The sequence below is a fragment of the Micromonospora carbonacea genome, assembly GCF_014205165.1.
GTDB lineage: Bacteria > Actinomycetota > Actinomycetes > Mycobacteriales > Micromonosporaceae > Micromonospora > Micromonospora carbonacea.
On record NZ_JACHMZ010000001.1, the window covers coordinates 6,319,221 to 6,338,885 of the forward strand.

Sequence of the window (19,665 nt, forward strand, 5' to 3'; positions counted from 1 at the left end):
CAACCGGCTTTCCCCCACACGGGACGTATGCAGTTGTGTGCCCGGCGTGAACCGGGTGCCGACACGGTACCGCCCGCGCGTCGAGTGACGCCAGAGCGGTGGCCGGCACCCGGCACGTCGGTCGACGGGTCAGGGAGCGGCGATGCTCGGTGGGGCGCCCGCGCCGAAGGACCAGCCCTCGACGCTGCCCGGCGCGGGGTTGTAGCTGGTCGCGCCGGACGTGCTGTAGGACCAGGCGCCGCCGCTCGGCGCGTGCCAGTACGACCAGTACGCGGTGACGGGTGGAGTGTTGACGCACGGCTCGGTCGCGGCGGTGGGCTTGCCGTTGATCCGGCACACGAACGCCAGTCCCCAGCGCGAGGTTCCGGTCACGGTGAAGCCCGCGCCCTGGAGGGCGGCCAGCCCAGTCGCCGGGTCGCCGAGGGCACAGGCCACCTGGACCCCGCCGCCGAGGGCGGCGAAGTCGACCACCACGGTGACCCCCGACGTGCCGGTACACGCGGCGGCGTGCGCGGCCTGCGGCGCAGGCTCGACGGCGGTCAGCGCGACGGCGGCGACGGCGGCGGCCAACAGTCCGGCAAGCCGCCTACGAATGACGATTCGAGACATGGGTCCTCCCCGAGAGCAGACGAATGAGAATCAGGCGAGCGACGGGACGGCTCACGGGCAGTCGGGCGTCGGTGCGCCGGTCGTCGCGCCAGCGGCGGACAGGTGGGCGTACCCAGCGCCGGTCAGACCGAGGACGGCCTGCGCGGTGGCGCGGGCGGCGGTGGCCGGGTCGAAGGCGCCGCCGTCGAAGTCGACCGCCCCCCGGTCGGCTGGCGCGCCGGCGCAGTCGACCTGGAGTCCGGCGAGGAACGTACGGGCCCGCGCCCAGGCCAGCGGCCGGTGACCGTCGCGCAGCGCCTGCGCGGCGAGCCCGGTGCTGTTCGCGTTCGGTGTTCCCGCCGCGTTGGCGAACCCGCCGTTCGTGCCCTGCAGCGAGAGCAGCCAGCGCAGCCCCGGGGCGGCGTCGGCCCCGCGGCCGGCCGCCCGCAACGCCTGCACCGCGAGCGCGGTGGCGTCCACGTCGGAGGTGCAGACCGGCTGGGCGGGCAGCAGCGGGTAGCCACCGTCGGCGCAGCGGGTGCCGGCCAGCCAGGACGCGGCCGCCGCCGGCACGCCCTGTGCGGTCCGGTCCAGAGCGAGGATCGCGAAGGACTGACTGAAGGCGTTGCTGTAGTCGCCGAACGCCGACCGGTCGGTGAACCGGCCGGTCGGCGACTGGAGCGAGCGCAGGCGGGCGACCAGGTCCACCCCGCCCACATCCGTCGGGTCACCGCCGCGCACCGCGACGGCGAGGGCGAGTTTGGCGGTGGCGCCGACGTACGCCTCGGTCGCGCCGTCGCCCACGTACGCGTCGCGGACATCCGGCCGGGTGACCCACGCCAGCGCCCGTGTGCCGGAGTCGTCGGCGACGCCGGCAGCGGCGAAGGCGAACACCGCGTCGAGGGTGAGCCCCTGGTCCGGGTAGGCAACCCCGTCGTAGACCACCTCGAAGCGTTCCCCGTCGACCAGTTGCCTGGCCAGCCACCCGGCGGCAGCCTCCGCCCGCGTCGTGCCAGCGGGTGCGGGCGCGGCGAGCGCGGGCGTGGTGAGGGTGAGTGCGGCGAGCACACCGCAGAACAGGGCGAGCAGGCGGTGCCGGCTCAGGCGAACGACCATCGGAAGCGCCTTTCCGGCCCGGCGGTCGTCAGAACCCGAACGACCACCACGGCGCGGGGTCGACCGGGACTCCGACCCGTGGGCCACGACGGGTGGGGAGCGGAATCGCGCGTACGTCGGGTATTCGGGCTCGTCATCGGAGCGCACTCCGATGGCCTACCGTTGCGGGCCAGCGCCGGACTTCGACCGGACTTCCCCCACACGGACGCGCTGATGAAGTTGTCGGGTCAGTCTGGCCGGGCGGGGCGGCACGTGTCAATGAGTCGCCTGACATCGACGCACGGTGACCGCCGCGACGGGATGACACGGTCGTTCGGCCGTGCCGGGCGGGACGGTGTCGGCGTCCCGCCCGGCACGCGGTCACCTGCCGCGCAGCTCGACGGCGGCGGCGACGAGGTGCGCGAGGGACGCCTCGACCTCGGGGTAGCCGCGGGTCTTCAGGCCGCAGTCGGGGTTCACCCACAGCCGCTCGGCCGGCACCACCGCCACGGCCCGGCGAAGCGCCTCGACGATCTCCTCACGTGGCGGCACCCGGGGCGAGTGGATGTCCCACACGCCTGGCCCGATTCCCCGGCGATAGCCGGCCGCGGCGAGGTCGCCGAGGACCTCCATCTTCGAGCGGGACGCCTCGATGCTGGTGACGTCGGCGTCGAGGGCGTCGATGGCGGCGATGATCTCACCGAACTCGGAGTAGCACAGGTGGGTGTGGATCTGCGTGTCGTCGGCGACGCCGCTGGTTGCCAGGCGGAACGCGCCTACCGCCCAGTCCAGGTAGGCATCCTGGTCCGCCGCGCGCAGGGGCAGGGTTTCGCGCAGCGCCGGCTCGTCGACCTGGATCACCCGGATGCCGGCCGCCTGAAGGTCGCGGCACTCGTCACGCAGGGCGAGGGCGACCTGGTCGGCGGTGACGTCGATCGGCTGGTCGTCGCGCACGAACGACCAGGCGAGGATCGTCACCGGCCCGGTGAGCATGCCCTTGACCGGCCGGCCGGTCAGCGACTGCGCGTAGGACGACCACGCGACCGTCATGGGAGCCCTGCGGGCCACGTCGCCGTAGATGACCGGCGGACGGACGCAGCGGGAGCCGTACGACTGCACCCAGCCGTGCTCGGTGGTGGCGAAACCGGTCAGTTGCTCGCCGAAGTACTGGACCATGTCGTTGCGTTCCGGCTCGCCGTGCACGAGCACGTCGAGGCCCAGCCGCTCCTGGAGCCGGATGACATGCTCGACCTCGGCGCGCATCCGCTGGACGTAGCCGGAGTCGTCGAGCCGGCCGGACCTATGTGCGGCGCGGGCCGCCCGCAGCTCGGCGGTCTGCGGGAACGAGCCGATGGTCGTGGTGGGCAGCGGCGGCAGGTGCAACCGGGCCTGCTGGGCCGACGCCCGCCGCCGGTGGTCGCCCCGTTGCCTGTCACCGGGGCGCAGCGCGGCGAGCCTGCCCCGCACGGTGTCGTCGCGCCATGCTTTCGGGGCGGGTGGTAGCGGTTCGGGCAGCGGCGTCGTGCCGTCGCGCAGGGCGCGGCCGAGCAGGACGACCTCGTCGACCTTCTGCCGGGCGAAGGCCAACCGCCGTCGCAGCTGCGGATCGAGCGCGGTCTCGGCGGCGAGGTCCACCGGCGTGTGCAGCAGGGAGCAGGAGGTGGACACGGCGACGTGGTCGGCGAGCCCGGTGACCGCGGCACCGGTCGTTATCGCCGCCCGCAGGTCGGTGCGCCAGACGTTGCGACCGTCGACGAGCCCGGCGACGATCGTCTTGCCGTGCAGTGGGCCGGCTCCGGCGAGACGTCGCAGGTTGCCGGGCCCGGCAACGAGGTCCAGGCCGAGCGCCTCGACCGGCGTGTCCAGCAGCGCGGGCAGCGCGTCACCGAGTTCCCCGAAGTAGGTGGCGACGAAGATCCTCGGCCGCTGCCGCACGGAGCACAACCGCGTGTACGCATCGTGTAGCGCCTCGATCTCGGCCGTGGTGCGGTCGGCCACGTAGGCGGGTTCGTCCAGCTGAACCCACGTGACACCGGCGGCGGCGAGGGCACGAAGGATGTCGGCGTACACGTCGACGAGTTCGGCCATCCGATCGAACGCCTTCGCACCTGGCGTGGAGGTCTTGGCCAGCAGCAGGAACGTGGCGGGCCCGACCAGAACCGGTCGGCTCTCGATACCCAGCGCGCGGGCTTCTCCGTACTCACGCAACGCCTTGTCGGGGTTCGCGGCGAAGACGGTGTCGGATCCGATCTCCGGGACCAGGTAGTGATAGTTCGTGTCGAACCACTTCGTCAGCTCCAGCGCCGGCTCGGCGTCGACGCCGCGGGCCATGGCGAAGTAGGTGTCGAGCCCTGACAGGCCGAGTCGGGCGAAGCGTCGTGGGACCGCGCCGACGGCCACCGCCGTGTCGAGGACGTGATCGTAGTAGGAGAACGTGTTCGACGGGATCGCGTCCAGGCGGGCATCGCGCAGCGTCCGCCAGACCCCGGCGCGCAGCGCGACCGAGGTGCTCTCCAACTCCGCGGCGTCGATGCGGCCCGCCCAGTAGGCCTCCACGGCCTTCTTCAGTTCACGGTTACCACCGATACGTGGATAACCGAGCACGGTGCTCTGACCGAATGTGGTGCTCATGGGTCCTTCCCTCGAAGCGTCCGAGGACTCGCGCGAGGGCGGGAGGGAAGAGGCGCAGGGGCGCACCGGCTTCCGCCCCGGCCTTCCCGAGAGACCGTCAGCGGCGCACACCGGCCGGCGTACGCGGTGCGGGCAGGTCTTCGGACTCGTGGGCATGACCTGTCCGGTCGCCTACTGGCCGTCGCTTCCCAGACCTCGCGGTCCAGTGCTTGATGACGGCGGTCGTTCCCACTCACCGCTGCGGGGCAGTCCCGGTCTCGCACCGGGTTCCCTCTTACGACGCCGCGACGCTCGAACGTCACAGCGAACCAGCACTGCTGTCTATCCTAGGTGTCCAGAAGCGATCGGCGTTGGCGCGTCCCCCTTCGAGACAAAGAGACATCGCGGCAGCAGCCTCGATCCGTCCGACGAGAAGGTGACGAATGGGCAATAGGATCGACAGGGTGGCCGTGCTCGTGGACGGCAGCGAATGGGTGGCGATTCGCCCGGAGGACTTCGAACGCCTCGACGCCTGTCGACGGCAGGTAGGCGCAACCGCTGCCCGCGCCACCCGGCTGGAGCACGAGGTGCGTCAAGCCCGGGCCCGGCTGGCGCGGATCGAGGCGATCGTCGCCGAAGGCGACTCCACCGACAGCATGTGTGAACGTCTCACCCGGGTACTGGCCGGCTCGGATACGGCCCGGCCAGCTGTCAGGGGTCGAGAGGCGTGACGGAGTCACCCCTCAGCCGCTCGCGGTCGTGGTCGACTCCCCGGCCTCGAGTGCCCACGCGGACCACACCGGTGACCGGATCTGAACAACCCGCGTCGACAGGCTCCTCACCGCGGTCTTCTCTGTCGGACCACCGCCGGATGCCGGGGGTCGGTCAGCTGTGTGCCGTCATGCGTGGATACCGCCCCGTGAGAAGGTGGTCGCCGAGTTCCCGGGCCTTGTATGCGACGGGATCGTGCAGGGTGAGCGTGCGGGCGTCACGCCAGAACCGGTCGAGCCCCGGTGGCGCGGGCCGTCGCACGCGCGCCGGTGAACTCGAAGATCCGGCTCGTCGCATCCGTGGCCAGTCGGCTGGACACGACCTTCGCGGCGGAGACGGTCAGTGCCGTCCGGCCGCGTTCGGTCGGGGTCAGGGCGGGGCCGCGGGCGTCGGCCTCGGTGAGGGCGCGGGTGGCGTGGTCGGCCAGGAGGCGCGCCGCGTCCAGGGCTGCGGTGAGCTCCCCGTAGCCCGTCAACACGTGGGGATCGTCGACGGCTTGCTCGAGTCCGCTCGCGGGCCAGGGGCGCGAACGATCGCGTGTGTATCTGGTGGCCTCGTTGATCGCGCCGGCAGTGATGCCGACGAGAACCTGCGCGAGGACTGCCTGGAAGGCCAGCGACACCAGGGACAGGCGTAGGTGGCGGGGGCTGGACTCGTCTTCGTCTGCCGGGAAGGTGCCCAGCACGTCGCCCTGGCCGACCCGGACGTCGTCGAAGGCGACGCTTCCGCTCGCTGTCAGACGTTGGCCCAGGTTGTCCCAGTCCGGTGGGTGCGATATCCCACTGCCGCTGCCGTGCATGACGACGACGAGGCGTGCCGTGTGGTCGTCGCGGATCGCGCTGACGAGCAGGCGGTCGGCGACGGCGCAGCCGGTGGCGAACGCGCCGCGGCCCGAGACGCGGAGTCCGTCGCTGGTCGTGGTGGCCGTGATGGTGTCGCGTGGGTTGCTGACCGCGGCCGCTGGTGGCGGCCTCCTGGCGGAGCGAGGTCGCCAGCCCGGCGTTGTCGTAGAGCGTGGCCCGCCACAGGTACAGGTAGTGGTAGCCGAGGAGGTGACCGATCGACGGGTCGGTGGCCGCCACGATCCGGGTCACGGCGTGTGTGGTGGGGTGGTCGCCGGGGTCGAGGGCGAGCAGGCCGCTGTCGCGCAGCAGTTCGATCTCGGCGTGCGGGGGTTGGTTGGCGTGGTCCCGCTCGACGGCGTCCGCGCGGAGCCGCTCGGCGACGGTGTAAGCGGTGGTGATCGCTTCTGCCGGGTTCACGACACCCCTGTCGGTTCGGGTGCGGGGCGGCGGAGCATCCGGTCCGCGAGGATCACGACCGGTGGCAGCAGCAGGCACTGGGCGGCGATGGCCAGCCAGAAGCCGGCGAGGTTCCCGGCGGACTCGAAAAGCTGGTAGAGGCCGTCGGCGGCGGCCCGGCGCATTCCAACCGGATCTAGCTCGCCGCCTCGCGCCGTCGACACGGCTCGACCCCAAGGACCTGCACGGTTGGCAGGCCAACCACAGCACCGACCGGCCGACCCGGCCGCTGGTTCGCGACGGTGACCGCCTGGTGGAGACGGACTGGGACACCGCGATGGGCCGGACGGCACCACCCGGCTCTGCGCCCCTTCGCCTGATCCTAACAATCGATGAAGATCACGCCGATCCACGACTCCTGGTAGTACACCTCAATCTTGCTGATCGAGCAAAGCGCGCTGCCGCCGCCAGGACTGCCGCCCCAGCCCGGCTGGTAGGTTTCCACGCCGCCGGGGTACGGGGTATAGCCGGGCCTTGTCGCCGGAATGCCGGGGATGTCCGGCGACACCGGGGGCGGCATCGGCGGGATGAACTGGGGCGCAAGGGGGTCACACACAATTCCCCGGTCCATCAGGGTGACGTCCTGCCGGGCACGGTTGCCGGTTTGGTCGTACCAGGCGGAGTTCTGCATCTCCTTCGCCGCGGTCGCGTAGTCGCCTTGGTTCAGGGCCGTGAGCATGCTCGTGAATCGTGACAGCCCGGTCCGGCCCAGGTTGAAGATCATGTCGATCACCACGGCCTGTCGGGCCGTACTGATCGAGTCGAGGCCTGGCACCAACGCCCGCGCGTCCACGATGGCCCGGGCGACGTCCTGTTCGAATAGCCGCGTGATCTGCAGCTGGGTCAGGTCGGTTTGGCCGGCGCGCACCGCGTTGTAGTTCGCGCCGACCCCGGCGAGCTGGGCTGCCGCGTCACCCCGGTTGAGGTTGAACCCGATGCCAACGGTCGGGATACCCTCCGAGTCCAGGTATACGTGCGGGTCGCCGGCCAGCCCGTGCGAACTCTCATGGTTCGCGATAAACAACTTGAGCTCGGCCAGCTCCATTTGTCGTGGCTTCATCCCGTCTAGGCAAGGCCCGTTCTGCGGCGGCTTCGGCGGCTTTTCGAGATCGGCGAGCGCCGGCGACGCTCCGACGGTCAGTGCAATCACGAAAGCAGTGGTCAGACCGAGTAGTGGCGTGACGCACGAGCGGCGCCGTCCCTGTCTGGCTTCGTACATCAGAGCCCTCTTCCCGCACAGGCCGTCGGCTAGCCTCCACATGCCACAGCAGACGGACTGCACAACCAGGTACACAATCCTTGGAGTTCCCTCGGCCGACTCAATGTAATCGGGCGCTCAGCACGTCTGCCATCCCAGAATCATGGGGGCTCTACGAAGCTGGCGGGCTGAAATGGCCTCGGCCGACTGTGCGGCAGCGGCATCACCGCGAGCCTCGCGGTTCCCCAGCACCCAGTTGGCCCCAGTCCCACTGGTGAATCCCAGGTCACCGGATCGAACTGCCTTCTCGCCGCAGCAATGAACCTCTGTCCCTCAAGGTCCGTGCCTCCAGGCTACGAAGGGAAGGACACTCACCACGTCTCGGGTGCTGTGGCGGCGAACAGGTGCGCGACCAGTTCGCGACGGCTGCGTACGGAGGTCTTGGCGAAGATGGTCTTCAGGTGGTCCTGGACCGTGAGGTTGGTCAGCGAGAGGATGCGGGCGATGTCGTTGGTGCTCCTGCCGCGGACTACGTGAAGGGCGACTTCCTGTTCGCGGGGCGTCAGGCCGTAACCGATGAGTGCGACGGGGATGATCTCCGCCGGTGACGCGATGGTGGCGACGACGCAGATCCGGCCGTCGGCTCGGCCGTCGAGCAGCGACGCGTGCAGGACGAGCCAGGTGCCGCGTCTACTGCGCACTCGGGCGCGGGCCGTCTGCATCCGTCGCGCTCGCCCGGCGACGACGAGGAAGGAGGCGGGCACGCCGAGTTGGGGCTGGTTCGCGTTCAGCTCGGCGATGAGTGCTTCTGCCGCCGGGTCGGCGGCCAGGAGCTCGTCGCGGGGGCCGAGCACGGCCGCCGCCGGGAGCAGTTCGGCTTCCAGGCCGGGGTCGGGCGCGGGGTGGTGCATGCCACGCAGGGCTGTTCCGAGTTGCCGGGCGATCTGACGGGCGATCCGGAGTTCGGTCGGCGTGTAGGGGCCTCGGTCGGCTGCGCGCATGAATGCCGCGCATCCCCAGCGGCCGCCCTGTGCGTCGAAGTTCGCCCGCAGTTCGTCGCCGAACCCGGCGGGTTGGAGCTGTTCTCGGTAGCGGATGCTGCGGGCGACGTGTCCCTGGGTGGCGTTGCTCAGGGTTTCCGCCGGCTGGCCGCTGCTTCGGATCTTGGCGAATGTCGCCACGTCGTCGCGGCCGAACTCCAGTAGCGCCGCCTGGGCGAATCCGCGCGGGTCCAGTCCGTCGGAGTGGATGGTGGTGATGAGGCCGGTCACGGGGTCGTTCAGATGCCAGCAGGCCGCGTCGAACCCGAGGACGTCGCGGAGCAGCTGGGTGCATTGCCCGAACAGGTCGGGAAAGTGGGGGCGGGCGGCGGTGATGTCGGCGAGTGCCGCGACGACGTTCTGCTGGGCCTGCCCTCCGTTGGCTCGGCGGCGGACGACCACGCGGTAACGTTACCGCCGATCGATGCGGCATCGCCAGCGCGTGGCCGTCCCGCCTGCCGACGGTCAGCAGTAGATGTCGAGCACGGTGATCCAGTGGTTGTTGTAGAAGACCTCGATCTTCCTGAAGTTGCAGCGCATCGTGTCGGTTCCGCCGTCGCCGGTGCCGTCGCCGTTCGACGGCTGGAAGGTGATCACGCCACCCGGGTATCCGGTGCCCCCGGGGTGGACATAGCCGGGGATGTCAGACGACACGGGAGGGATCACGGGGATGACGCCCGGCGGGAGCGGGTCGCACATCAGCCCTCGGCGCATCAGGGTGACGTCCTGGGTGGCACGGGTGCCCGTCTGCTGTTTCCAGGCCGAGTTCTCCATCTCGGAGGCTGCCGTCTCGTAGTCGCCGCGGTTGAGGGCGGCCAGCATGTTCTGGAACTGGGCCAGACCGGTCCGTCCGAGGTTGAAGATCATGTCGATCAGGACGGCCTGCCGGGCCGTCGACAGCAGGTCGAAGTTCGGGACCAGGGCGTACGCGTCGGTGGTCGCGTCCGCAATGGTCTGCTCGAACAGGATGGTGATCTGGACCTGCGTCAGGTTGACACGGCCGGCCCGCACGTCGTCGTAGTTGGCGCCCACAGCGGCAAGGCGCGCTCGCGCGTCGGCCCGGTCGAGGTTGAAGCCGATGCCGACCGTCGGGTGCCCCTTCGTGTCGACGTAGACGTGAGGATCCCCGGCGAGCCCGTGCGGGCTCTCGTGCTTGGCGACGAAGTCCTTGAACTCACCGATCTCCATGTCGCGCGGTGCCTTGCCGAGCGGGCAGGGCCCGGTCGACGGCTCCGTCGGCCTGCTCGGCGGAGGTTGCGGGCCACCAGCGGTGGCCGGTCCCCCTCCCAGCACGACGAGCATGACGCTCACGCTGGCCAGGAGTAGGGCCATACCGGTACGCCAACAGGACGGGAACGGACGCATCGAACCTCGCTTCACAGAATGGCGGAATCCGCACGGCCGAATCAAACGGCGAAAAGCGCGGAAGGCAGAAGGTGCCTCAAGCCCGCACGGCGAGCGTAGCCACCCGTTCCGTTTGGCAACCATCCCAGAACAATGGGATATCCGGTCCGCCGAGAGCAGCCGGCTCAAGAACCGCGTCGTCGAACATGGCCCGCCGCCGCCACCTGTGAACGCGGCACCGACGGAGCCGGCCGATCTCAGCCTGCCGGATCCCGATGAACGGCGTCGGGTCCGGGGTCTGGGCGCGAGGTGGTCGCCTAGCTGGTGCGTTGACCACGAACGTTCGCCGGGTCGGTGACACGCCGAGGCAGGTCCCCTCGTAGTCGCCGGTGACGGCTCACTCTCGACGGCGGCCATGTTGGCTGTTGAGAGTGGGGTGGCGGGTTGGCCGAGCCGGTGCGCGGGTCGTTCCCTGGCACCGGAACGCCTGGGTTGGCATCCGCTGACGAGCACAAACGGCACACGTCATCGAAGATCATCTAGCGGCTCCCGCTCCAGCGGGCCGGCCGGAGGTGGAGCCGGAGAAGTGTCGGTGGTCAGACCTAGAGTTCAGGCATGACCACCTGGCCCCCGGGTAGTGCCGCCCCGGTCGCCGCGCGGCCCGCCAGTGGCCGGATCGATCTGCCTGACCATCTGGTGCCGTTGCTGACCGGATCGCCGCACCTCAACGTGTTCGGGCCGACCAGGCCATGGGTGCCGCCCGCGGGGTGGCTCGAGGACACCCGTGCCCGGCTGATGGCCGTCGCCGCCCGGGAAGGGCTCACCGACCTGCCCGCCCGGGCGGCACGACTCAAGCCGGGCACGTCGATGGCGGTCGAGGAGGTGAAGTGGCTGGCGCAGGGCGCGCTCGGGGCGTCCACCAGCGTGTCGGGCCCGCTGTGGCGGCTCGGTGACCTCCTGGTGGCTGACCGCCTGACGGCACCCCTGACTCCGACGACGGACCCGGAGGCGACCTGGCAGACCCAGGTCATGCCGGTCCCACCGGGACGCGTCTTCGCGGACTCCGACAGCCCGGCACGCCGGGACCGCATCATCCGCTACTACCGCGACTGTCTCGGGATACTCGTCGAGGCACCACCGTTCGCCGAGCGTGGACACACGCTAGCCAGGTTGTACGCCCGGATAGCCGAGGACCCGGCGCTACTGGAACAGCACCGGACGGGGTCGAGGCGGCAACTCGCCGCCCAGTGGGGATCGGCCCTGCTCGGTGACGCGGAGCGGGCCGCCCTGCCCGACTACGCCGGACCGGCCGACTACCTGTCCTGGACTCTGACCGGCCTCCGGGCCGCCCACCAGCGCCTGGTGGACACGGTGGGTGCCGAGGTCGGCAGTTTCGACGAGTTGGTCGCCGCCATGCTGCTGAAGCTCGGCAAACCGGTGCCCGCCGTCATCGCCACGACCGGGCTGGGCCAGGACGGTTTCCACGCCGTCCGCCGCGCGTACGACATGCTCAAGCCCGGTTTCGACTACGACGTCTGGTACCGGACGGTGTTCGCGTGGCTGGACCACGCGATCATCGCGGGCGAGGCGGAGACCGCACGCATCTGGGTGGGCCTGGAGTGGAGCTGTGCCACCGCGCTGAACGGCTGGCCGGGCCCGCACCGGGACGTGCAGAGCGGGCTCTTCTTCTGCCTGAGATACCTGCGTAGCCTGCGCATGCTCGGCCAGCCACGGCCCGCCGTCATCAACCCGCTGGTGTCCGCCCTCGCCGACACTCCGGGACCGGCGCAGCCCACGACCGCCCCACCCCGACCGGCCCGGCCCGGGGGCGCCCCGGGCGAGCACACCGAGCAGGACGCCATGGGCGTCCTCGACGACATGATCGGGATGTCCCCGGTCAAGCAACGCGTCGTCCGGCTCCGCGCGGAGGCCAGGGTCGAGGCGCTACGCCGCGAGTCCGGTCTGCCACCGGCCCGCAACCGACGGCACATGGTGTTCGCCGGCAACCCGGGCACCGGGAAGACCACCATCGCCACGATCATCGGCCGGGTCTATGCCGCGTACGGCGTGCTGGCCTCCGGCCACCTGGTCGAGGTGGCCAGGGCGGAGCTGCTCAACGGCGCCAAGGTGACCGCGGCCGTACGCAACGCGCTCAACGGCGTCCTGATGATCAACGTCGGTCGGGCGGTCCCGGAGAACCCCGCCGCGCGCGAGGCCACTGCGACGCTGACCAGGTTGATCGAGGAGCACCGCGAGGACCTGGTGGTCGTCATCGCCGGGCAGCCCAAGGACGTCGCGGAGTTCCTGTCCAGTGAGGTCGGCCTGGCGGCGCGGTTTCCGAACACCTTCAACTTCGTCGACTTCACCGACGACGAGTTGGTGCGACTCTTCGAGCGGGAGGCCAGGGCGTCCGGGTTCGTTCCCGCCGACGGTGTGCTCGACCGGGTCCGGAACCTGGTCACGCGGATGCCGCGCGCCGCCGGCTTCGACAACGCCCGGGTGGTCCGTAACCTCGTCGACGAGTCCGCGTCGCACCAGGCGATGCGGGTCAGCCGGTCGGCCGCACCCACGGTCGGGCAGCTGGCCGAGCTGTTGGTGGAGGACATCACGGCACCGGCGTCCGTCGTGCTCGCGCCCGCCCACAAGGGCGACCCGATGGCGGAGCTGGACACGCTCATCGGGCTACCCGACGTCAAGGCGCGGGTGCGGCTGCTGGTCGCGGAGGCCCGGGCGGAAAGCCTGCGGACCCGGGCCGGGCTCGCGGTGAGCCGAGGATCCCGGCACATGGTGTTCGTCGGAAATCCGGGCACCGCGAAGACCACGGTGGCCCGGTTGATCGCCCGGATCTACGCCGACCTCGGGCTGCTCGCTTCCGGTCATCTGGTCGAGGTGACCAGGACGGACCTGATCGGCCAGTACATCGGGCAGACCGGCCCGCGCGTCCACGCGGCGTTCGAACGGGCGCTCGGTGGCGTGCTCTTCATCGACGAGGCGTACTCGCTGTCGATGTCCGACTCGCCGCGGGACTACGGTCACGAGGCCATCGCCACGCTGCTCAAGCTGATGGAGGACCATCGGGACGACCTGGTGGTGATCGCAGCCGGCTACGAGGTCGAGATGCGGCGGTTCCTCGAGGCGAACAGTGGTCTGGCATCCCGGTTCCCCACGCTCCTCAAGTTCCCCGACTACGACCTCGACGAGCTGGTGCAGATCTTCACCGTCCTCGCCCACGACGCCGGCTACCAGCTCGCCGACGGCGTACCGGACCGGGTTCGTAGGACGCTCGCCCGTCTTTCCCCGGGGTCGTCGTTCGGCAACGGCCGTACGGTACGCAACCTGCTGGAGGCGACCGTCGCCAAGCAGGCAGCACGGATCATCGAGTTGGCCGACGCGCCGGCGGAGGTCGTCCGGAAGCTGGTGGTGGAGGACCTGCCGACCAGCTTCGGCGGCCACGACCAACCGCCCGCGATCGGCCAGTATCTGTGATCGTCAGGAGTTCGGTGCGACGCCGCGCGGGCCGGCGGGCCATCCGACATCCGAATACCGGGGGAACCTCACGTGGCGCTTCCGTGGGTTTGCGCGGCGACCATGGTGACCAGGGTGTCGATCAGCTCTTCGGCGGTGGTCTGCCATTTGTCGCCGCCGAGCTGGCCGGTGAGTTCCATGCCGGCGATGCCGTCGGCGCTGGCGAGGAGTAGGGCGGCGTATCGGCGGGCGTGGTGTTCGCCGGTCACGGCGGCGACTACTTGCAGGGATTCGTCCTGCGTTGGCTGGGCAGCCCGGGCGAACGCGGTGGGATCGCTGGCGGGGCTGCTGAACATCAGCCGGTAGAGATGGGGTTGGCGGCGGGCGAGGTTGATGAAAGCGGCGAGGAGGGCCCGCAGTTTTGCGGCCGCGGTGAGGCTGGGGTCTCGGTGGATGGCGCCGATTCGTTGACCGAGTTCGTCCCAGGCCTGGCTGCCGACCGCGATCATGAGGTGTTCCTTGTCCGGGAAGTGCCGGTAGGGGGCTCCACGGGTGACCCCTGCCCGCGCTCCGACGGCACGGAGGGTCACGGCTTCGAGGCCGCCCTGGTCAAGCAGCTCGGCCGCCGCTTCGAGCAGGGCCTGGCGTGTCGCGGCGGCGGTCTCAGCCCGGATCATCCGCTCATCCTATGGCCGGGTCAGGACGCCTTCGCCGACCGTAGGCGAAGGGTCGTGGCTGCCGGCCCCTGAGGTTGCTACGGCTGTTCGGCCAGCGACTCGAGGTGGTGGCCCAGGTTTCGTTCGAGGTCGTCGATCCCGATCTGGGCGACGAGTTTGCCGACGGCCCGCCCTCGCGCCTCGACGCCAGGTCCCGTGGTGGATCGGGCGGACTCGACGAACGACGCCAGCAGGTTCTCCTCCGACGGCAAGGTGGAGCGGTTCACCTGGGTTTTGACCGCCGTGATGGCTTGCCTGTCGAAGCTGGCGATCCGCCGGGCCACAGCGTTGACGAAGTCGTCGAGTTCGGCGTCGGGGATCGCCCGGGCGGCCCAGCCGTACTGTGCGGCGCGGTCCGCGTCGTAGTCCTGACCGGTCAGGAGTACCTCCAAAGCCCGGTCGCGGCCGAGGAGGTGTGTCAGTCGTTCGGTGCCGCCGGCGCCGGGGACCAGGCCGAGGCCGACCTCGGGCTGGCAGAAGATCAGAAGATCGCCTGTTCCCGGCTGGCGTAGCGCAGGCCGAAGGCGGCGGTGTACTTCGCGCCGCCGCCACGGGCACGTCCCCGGATCGACGCGATGCTGACGAACGGTGCGGCAGCCAGGCGCACGCCGAGTTCGACGAACTCGGGCAAGGGCCCGCTGCCGGCCATGTCCGCGATGGCCGGGATCTGGTCGCTGTCGACGTGGTTGAGGAAGAACCCCGGCGTCGCGCTGTCGAAGATGACGACGCTGGCCTGTTCCTCGCCGCTCAGACGGTCGACGATGTCCAACAGCTCGGCCACGGTGTCCGCGCCGATCAGGTTGTGCGGTGGGTTTGCGAACGTGACTCGACGCACCTTCGACGTCTGGTCATCCACTGTGAACTGCCTCATGGAGGTTCCTTCCGCCGGTCGGGTGGCGTGGACGCGAGATTCAGCGGCCCACGGTGCGGGATCGCGCCATCTGCCGGAGCCCTTCCTCCACGGTGATCGCCGGCCGATAGCCCAGTCGAAGTCGCGCTCGGGTGATGTCGTAGACGCGGTCGCGGCCCATGAACGAGACGATCCAAGGGGTGAGCGGTGGTGCGGTGGCGCTGCGGCGTGCTTTCGCGGCGGTCTGCATGAGCGTGGCCAGAGGTGAGGCGACTGCCCGGGGAACGCTGTTGGCCGCGCTGACGTCGACGCCGCGGGTGGCCAGCAGCGGGGTGAGGAAGTCGCGGGCGGGGCGAGGGCTGCCGTCGGTGACGTAGCAGATCAAGCCGTGATCCCCACGGTCGAGTGCCAGCGCGATGATGTGGGCGAGGTTGTCGACGTGGCAGAAGTCGACCATGTGCCGCCCTCCGTCGATCCAGGAGAATCGGCCGGCTTCCACGGAGTCGATGAATCCCTGCAAGGTGTGGGTCATGCCCTGGCCCCACAGGAACGGTGGACGGATGACGACCAGGGACGTGTTCCCGTGCGGCAGGACAAGCAGTTCCTGCTCGGTGCGGAGCTTCACGCGGCTGTAGGCGATGTTCGCCTTGCCCGGGTCGGAGTTCTCGTCGACGGTGTGGTCGTGATTGGTGCCGGTGGAGACGCTGGCCGCGGACACCAGGACGAATCGCCTGACCCGTGCGTCCACGGCGGCCTGGTAGAGGTCGCGGGTCGGCAGCAGGTTGCGGTCGACGAAGACCTGGTCGGGTCCCCAGAAGGCCATGAAGGCCGCCGAGTGCACCACGGCGTCGACCTCGCCGAGAATCTGTAGCCAGGCAGGCCCGTTGCCGGACCTGGCCAGGTCCGACAGGTCACCGCCGACCGGGAGCCCGCCGGCCGATGTGATCGCGTCCGCGGCGGCCGCGGACCGCGCGAGCGCGTGCACAGTGTGCCCGTCGTTGACCAGCCGCCGGAGGATTGCTCCTCCGGCGAAGCCCGATCCGCCCGTGAGAAAGACTCTCATCGACACTCCTCGACGATTGCGTGACGCCCGTGGCATCCGTGCGGATGTCGACCCCCGCAGGCCGAGGGGCCTCGGCGCGGCAAGATGACGGCGTCAACACAACCAGCGTATGCAGTCGAGATGACACCGTCAACACTTTGGGATGACTCTGTCATCAGCGGGGAGTCTCGTTGTCGGCTCAAGCCCTCTCGCACGCCGACACCGCGCCCATGGTGACGCAGGTGCGGCTGCTCGGCTGTCGGCCGGAATCCGCTCCGCTGACAGAGCTCAATGCGCTCGGCCCGTCGACCAAGGCCGGTCTGCGTCGACGTCGGATCAGCGCCGACGTGTACGTGGTCGCTGCCGACGGTTCCGCCAGCCGGATCATCGGGGCGACGGCGTCCGGCACGGTCGACGCCAGCGAGCCGGCGGGGATCGGGGCCGGGCCTCTCGACGTGACGGTCCGCAGCGCTATCGGGGAACCGACGCCGGCGGGGATCCTCGGCATCCTGGCGCATCGGCATAACGGAAGGCCCAGGGGTGGGCCGACAACGTCGCGCCCACCCCTGGACAGCACGGTCAACCCAACAGGAGCCGGTTCTCGGTGATGCCCTTCGGGTCACCGAGCGTGGGCGGCGTCTGCCAGACCCGGCAGTTGGCGTCGTACGGGTCGTCGGCGACGCAGTACCGGCTGTCGACCACCACCACCGCCAGCGTGGTGGTCCGCCCGCTGGGCAGGGTCACCCGGGCCGCCGGTGCGCTGGTCGCCGGGCCGCAGGCCCCCGCCACCAGGCTGTTGGGCAGCGCGCCCTGCCGCACCCAGCGGCCGTTGGCGTCGGTCGACCACACCGTGCCGGCCCGACCGCGCGGATCGCAGTTCCACAGGTTCATGGCCGCCACGCCCTGCAACGTGGTCGGGTCGGCAGCCGCCTTCGCGGTCCACTGGCAGAAGAAGTACGGGTTGCCCGCCCAGCCCGGCGAGCGAGCCCCGAGCAGGAAGCAGTACTGGGTGCCGGGCTGCAACCCGGTGACCAGGTGACTCATCCGTCCGGTGCCCGGGGTGCCGGCCAGCACCACGTCGGGCACCCCGGACCGGACCAGCCGCCACTCGGCCTCGCCCATGGCGACGTCGTCCCAGCTCAGCATCATCGAGGTGTCCGAGACTCCGGTCACCCCCACCCGGGCCGGCTGGGGGTACGCCCCGGCCCAGGTGGTCGCGCAGACCGCCGGCGGGGTGTGCGAGCCGTACGCGTTGTACGCGGTGGCGAGGTAGCAGTAGGTGCGCCCCCAGTCCACGGTCAGGTCCATCTCCCAGTACCCGGCCGGGTTGCTCCAGGTGCTGTGCGGGGTGGGCCAGTCGGTCCACGGCCCGTTCGGTGTGGGGCCCCGCCACACGCTGACCTGGGTGGCGTCCTGGGTACCCACCCGTACGTCGACCTCCATCCGGGGGGTCGGGTAGTCGGGGGCCCGGACCAGGAAGTGGTCGATCACCGGTGCGCCGCCCTGGGTGACCGTCCGGCAGGGCAGCGCGGTGTCCACCCCCGCGCCGGCGTTGATCGCGGTGACGCAGACCGTGTGGTCGCCCCGGGCCGCCGGCACCAGCAGGTCGAAGCCGTGGTCGCCGCCGTAGACGGGGTAGCTGGCGGCCACGTCGGTGCGGGTCGTCGAGGCGACCAGCGCGGTGTACAGCCGGCCGTTCACCCGCACCGACACGGTCAGCGGCGAGGCGGTGTCCGGGTCGATGACCCAGCCGCGCACCCGCAGGCCGGACGGCCCGGGGGAGAGTTCGTCGAACGAGCCGAACGGGTCGAACCGGACGGCGAGCGCCCGACAGGCGGTCTCGCCGACCCCGGCTCCCTGGTTGACGACGGTGAGGCAGACGGTGTCCCCGTACCGGGCGGGGAGGGTCCGGATGAAGGCCGAGCCGGAGGCGACACCGAACCGGCCCACCTCCACACCGGAGATCTTGGCGATGACCTGGACCGACGTGGTGGCGTCCGGATCACCGGCGCTCCCCTTGACCTGCACGCCGGCCGGTACCCGGCTGGCCGAGGTGAGGTTGACCCAGGCGTTGTCGTCGTCGACGTCCCCGCCGCACACCGGAGGTGGCTCGGGGACGTCGCACACGGGCGCCGCCACGGCGGGTTCCGTGATCACGGCGACTGGCCCCAGGGCCAGCGCGAACGCGGCGAGGCCGCGAATCAGTTTGGATGACACGCGGTGAGGGTGGCAGGGGTACGCAAACCACCGCCCGCACAGTGTCGGGGGCGCTGCCAGCCAGCGGCTTCGGGCTGGCTGACAGAGATCCGCCCACGACCTGCCCGAACGGCGAGCAGAAGACCGCACGTCCGGTGTGGCGCTGATCAACTGCTGAGACGGGCTATCCCGCCCGGAGGGTGAGCAGGGTGATCTCGCTCGGCGCGAAGATCCGGAACGGAGGACCCCAGAACCCGGTCCCCCGGCTCGTGTAGAGCTGGGTCCTGCCGTGCCGGCTCAGCCCCTGCACGACCGGCTGGTCGAGCCGGACCAGGTAGTGGAACGGCCACATCTGGCCACCGTGGGTGTGCCCGGACAGTTGCAGGTCCGCGCCGGCCGCGACCGCGTCGTCGATCTGCTTCGGCTGGTGCGCCAGCAGCAGCACGGGCAGCTGCGGGTCGGCGCCGGCCAGCGCCGCCGCGTGGTCGGCGCGGTGACCGACGACGCCGGACGAGGCGGCGGTCACGTCGTCCACCCCGGCGACGACGAGCCGGTCGCCACCCCGCTCCACCACGAGATGCCGGTTGTGCAGGGGCTCCCAGCCAAGTGTCCGCATGTGGTCGACCCAGCCCTGCGCCTGGCCGTAGTACTCGTGGTTGCCCGTCACGTACACCCGGGCCAGCCGCGCCTGGACGGCACCCAGCGGCGCCGCCTGCGCCCGACGCTGGTCGACCGTGCCGTCAGCGATGTCGCCGGTGTGGCAGACGATGTCCGGGGCCAAGCCGTTGACCACCTCGATCGTGCGGGCCGACCAGCGGGCCCGGTCGATCGGGCCGTAGTGGGTGTCGGTCAGCAACACCACCCGGACGCCGTCGAGACCCGCTCCCAGCCGGTCGATGGTGACGTCCACCCGCCGGACCCGGGGCACCCGCATCGCCTCGGCGTAGCCCCAGACGGCCAGGACGACCGAGACGACCGCCGCGCCGGCCGCCACGTATCGCGACCGCACCGGGTCGGCGACCCCCGCCGCGGCCAGCGGGAGCCGGGCCACATTGCCGATCAGCGCCCAGACGAACAGGATCCACACCAGGCCGAGCAGGGTGTCCCCCGCGCGGGCCGCCGCGTCCAGCCGCCGGTGGCCGTGCCCGAGATACATCAGAACGGGCAACGCGACCAGCGCGACGACGAACACGCTCGTGCCGGCCGCCACCACCGCCGCCGGCCACCGCGCCGCCACCGTCAACGTCCACCACGGCAGGCCGAACAGCAACACCAGGACCGCGACCAGCGTCGCCCCGGACACCAGCGGTCGCAGCGACCGTCGCGCCGGCCTGACCTGTACGGCATCGCCAGCAGTCATCGCCGTCCTCCCGTCGGGTCCGTGCAGCATGACACGATCCGGGCCCGATCGACCACGCCCGGGAACCGGGACCCACGCCGGGCGCTGGG

Annotated in this window: 17 protein-coding genes and 1 riboswitch; of the genes, 3 read left to right on the forward strand and 14 right to left on the reverse strand. The window is 70.8% G+C overall.

What is annotated here, in order from left to right; genetic code table 11:
* Window positions 1–129 precede the first annotated feature (129 nt).
* The 3 genes from HDA31_RS26300 to metE all read right to left on the reverse strand — a co-directional run bounded on the left by HDA31_RS26300 (window position 130) and on the right by metE (window position 4,314).
* Window positions 130–609: an SCO2322-related protein gene (locus HDA31_RS26300; protein ID WP_074475104.1), complete on the reverse strand. Its 480-nt coding sequence runs from the start codon at window positions 607–609 to the stop codon at window positions 130–132.
* A 51-nt stretch (window positions 610–660) separates the two neighbouring features.
* Entirely contained in the window at window positions 661–1,704 is a 1,044-nt protein-coding gene (locus tag HDA31_RS26305; RefSeq protein ID WP_178063174.1) for a prenyltransferase/squalene oxidase repeat-containing protein, read from the reverse strand.
* A 360-nt stretch (window positions 1,705–2,064) separates the two neighbouring features.
* On the reverse strand, window positions 2,065–4,314 hold the full coding sequence (gene metE, locus HDA31_RS26310) for a 5-methyltetrahydropteroyltriglutamate--homocysteine S-methyltransferase (protein ID WP_178063173.1): 2,250 nt from the start codon (window positions 4,312–4,314) through the stop codon (window positions 2,065–2,067).
* Window positions 4,315–4,428: 114 nt separating this feature from the next.
* Window positions 4,429–4,642, reverse strand: a riboswitch (cobalamin riboswitch).
* Between the two features lie 115 nt (window positions 4,643–4,757).
* On the opposite strand from metE, the gene HDA31_RS26315 reads away from it, so the two are divergent.
* Window positions 4,758–5,024 carry a hypothetical protein gene (locus HDA31_RS26315; RefSeq protein ID WP_178063172.1) on the forward strand — a complete coding sequence of 89 codons (267 nt, stop codon included), beginning with the start codon at window positions 4,758–4,760 and terminating at the stop codon, window positions 5,022–5,024.
* A gap of 257 nt (window positions 5,025–5,281) precedes the next feature.
* Here the strand turns inward: HDA31_RS26315 and HDA31_RS31860 are convergent, their stop codons facing one another.
* From HDA31_RS31860 to HDA31_RS26340, 5 genes are all read right to left on the reverse strand, one after another.
* Window positions 5,282–5,863 carry an acyl-CoA dehydrogenase family protein gene (locus HDA31_RS31860; RefSeq protein ID WP_219824990.1) on the reverse strand — a complete coding sequence of 194 codons (582 nt, stop codon included), beginning with the start codon at window positions 5,861–5,863 and terminating at the stop codon, window positions 5,282–5,284.
* Between the two features lie 459 nt (window positions 5,864–6,322).
* Window positions 6,323–6,490, reverse strand: a complete 168-nt coding sequence (locus HDA31_RS26325; RefSeq protein WP_178063171.1) for a hypothetical protein — start codon at window positions 6,488–6,490, stop codon at window positions 6,323–6,325.
* Between the two features lie 197 nt (window positions 6,491–6,687).
* Complete coding sequence (locus HDA31_RS26330; protein WP_178063170.1) at window positions 6,688–7,584, reverse strand: glycoside hydrolase family protein; 897 nt, start codon at window positions 7,582–7,584, stop codon at window positions 6,688–6,690.
* A 350-nt stretch (window positions 7,585–7,934) separates the two neighbouring features.
* Window positions 7,935–9,005 (reverse strand): helix-turn-helix transcriptional regulator, encoded by a 1,071-nt coding sequence (locus tag HDA31_RS33235; protein ID WP_178063169.1) that lies wholly within the window; start codon window positions 9,003–9,005, stop codon window positions 7,935–7,937.
* 63 nt (window positions 9,006–9,068) lie between these two features.
* The gene (locus HDA31_RS26340) at window positions 9,069–9,791 is read right to left on the reverse strand and encodes a glycoside hydrolase family protein (RefSeq protein ID WP_178063168.1); all 723 of its coding nucleotides are present in this window, start codon (window positions 9,789–9,791) and stop codon (window positions 9,069–9,071) included.
* Between the two features lie 771 nt (window positions 9,792–10,562).
* Here HDA31_RS26340 and HDA31_RS26345 point away from each other — a divergent pair.
* Window positions 10,563–13,433 carry an AAA family ATPase gene (locus HDA31_RS26345; RefSeq protein ID WP_178063167.1) on the forward strand — a complete coding sequence of 957 codons (2,871 nt, stop codon included), beginning with the start codon at window positions 10,563–10,565 and terminating at the stop codon, window positions 13,431–13,433.
* A 68-nt stretch (window positions 13,434–13,501) separates the two neighbouring features.
* Here the strand turns inward: HDA31_RS26345 and HDA31_RS26350 are convergent, their stop codons facing one another.
* The 4 genes from HDA31_RS26350 to HDA31_RS26360 all read right to left on the reverse strand — a co-directional run bounded on the left by HDA31_RS26350 (window position 13,502) and on the right by HDA31_RS26360 (window position 16,041).
* Window positions 13,502–14,089: a TetR/AcrR family transcriptional regulator gene (locus tag HDA31_RS26350; RefSeq protein WP_178063166.1), complete on the reverse strand. Its 588-nt coding sequence runs from the start codon at window positions 14,087–14,089 to the stop codon at window positions 13,502–13,504.
* Window positions 14,090–14,166: 77 nt separating this feature from the next.
* Window positions 14,167–14,613, reverse strand: a complete 447-nt coding sequence (locus HDA31_RS31865; RefSeq protein WP_219825072.1) for an enoyl-CoA hydratase/isomerase family protein — start codon at window positions 14,611–14,613, stop codon at window positions 14,167–14,169.
* Window positions 14,610–14,984 (reverse strand): enoyl-CoA hydratase-related protein, encoded by a 375-nt coding sequence (locus HDA31_RS31870; protein ID WP_219824989.1) that lies wholly within the window; start codon window positions 14,982–14,984, stop codon window positions 14,610–14,612. The genes HDA31_RS31865 and HDA31_RS31870 overlap by 4 nt, the downstream gene beginning before the upstream one ends.
* A 55-nt stretch (window positions 14,985–15,039) precedes the next feature.
* Complete coding sequence (locus tag HDA31_RS26360; RefSeq protein WP_178063165.1) at window positions 15,040–16,041, reverse strand: NAD-dependent epimerase/dehydratase family protein; 1,002 nt, start codon at window positions 16,039–16,041, stop codon at window positions 15,040–15,042.
* 209 nt (window positions 16,042–16,250) lie between these two features.
* Between HDA31_RS26360 and HDA31_RS26365 the strand changes: the two genes are divergently transcribed.
* Window positions 16,251–16,628 carry a hypothetical protein gene (locus HDA31_RS26365; protein ID WP_178063164.1) on the forward strand — a complete coding sequence of 126 codons (378 nt, stop codon included), beginning with the start codon at window positions 16,251–16,253 and terminating at the stop codon, window positions 16,626–16,628.
* Here HDA31_RS26365 and HDA31_RS26370 read toward each other — a convergent pair.
* Together HDA31_RS26370 and HDA31_RS26375 are read right to left on the reverse strand one after the other, a co-directional pair.
* Window positions 16,600–18,237, reverse strand: a complete 1,638-nt coding sequence (locus HDA31_RS26370) for a fibronectin type III domain-containing protein (protein ID WP_178063163.1) — start codon at window positions 18,235–18,237, stop codon at window positions 16,600–16,602. The genes HDA31_RS26365 and HDA31_RS26370 overlap by 29 nt on opposite strands.
* Window positions 18,238–18,400: 163 nt before the next feature.
* Window positions 18,401–19,576: a metallophosphoesterase gene (locus tag HDA31_RS26375; RefSeq protein ID WP_178063162.1), complete on the reverse strand. Its 1,176-nt coding sequence runs from the start codon at window positions 19,574–19,576 to the stop codon at window positions 18,401–18,403.
* Window positions 19,577–19,665: the final 89 nt, after the last annotated feature.

What these genes read in the sequence shown, in the direction of transcription:
- metE (WP_178063173.1), bottom strand. Translation starts at nt 4,314, where the DNA reads ATGAGCACCACATTCGGTCAGAGCACCGTGCTCGGTTATCCACGTATC.
- HDA31_RS26345 (WP_178063167.1), top strand. Translation starts at nt 10,563, where the DNA reads ATGACCACCTGGCCCCCGGGTAGTGCCGCCCCGGTCGCCGCGCGGCCC.
- HDA31_RS26375 (WP_178063162.1), bottom strand. Translation starts at nt 19,576, where the DNA reads ATGACTGCTGGCGATGCCGTACAGGTCAGGCCGGCGCGACGGTCGCTG.
- HDA31_RS26305 (WP_178063174.1), bottom strand. Translation starts at nt 1,704, where the DNA reads ATGGTCGTTCGCCTGAGCCGGCACCGCCTGCTCGCCCTGTTCTGCGGT.
- HDA31_RS26330 (WP_178063170.1), bottom strand. Translation starts at nt 7,584, where the DNA reads ATGTACGAAGCCAGACAGGGACGGCGCCGCTCGTGCGTCACGCCACTA.
- HDA31_RS26360 (WP_178063165.1), bottom strand. Translation starts at nt 16,041, where the DNA reads ATGAGAGTCTTTCTCACGGGCGGATCGGGCTTCGCCGGAGGAGCAATC.
- HDA31_RS26325 (WP_178063171.1), bottom strand. Translation starts at nt 6,490, where the DNA reads ATGCGCCGGGCCGCCGCCGACGGCCTCTACCAGCTTTTCGAGTCCGCC.
- HDA31_RS26365 (WP_178063164.1), top strand. Translation starts at nt 16,251, where the DNA reads ATGGTGACGCAGGTGCGGCTGCTCGGCTGTCGGCCGGAATCCGCTCCG.
- HDA31_RS26300 (WP_074475104.1), bottom strand. Translation starts at nt 609, where the DNA reads ATGTCTCGAATCGTCATTCGTAGGCGGCTTGCCGGACTGTTGGCCGCC.
- HDA31_RS26340 (WP_178063168.1), bottom strand. Translation starts at nt 9,791, where the DNA reads ATGGAGATCGGTGAGTTCAAGGACTTCGTCGCCAAGCACGAGAGCCCG.
- HDA31_RS26350 (WP_178063166.1), bottom strand. Translation starts at nt 14,089, where the DNA reads ATGATCCGGGCTGAGACCGCCGCCGCGACACGCCAGGCCCTGCTCGAA.
- HDA31_RS31860 (WP_219824990.1), bottom strand. Translation starts at nt 5,863, where the DNA reads ATGCACGGCAGCGGCAGTGGGATATCGCACCCACCGGACTGGGACAAC.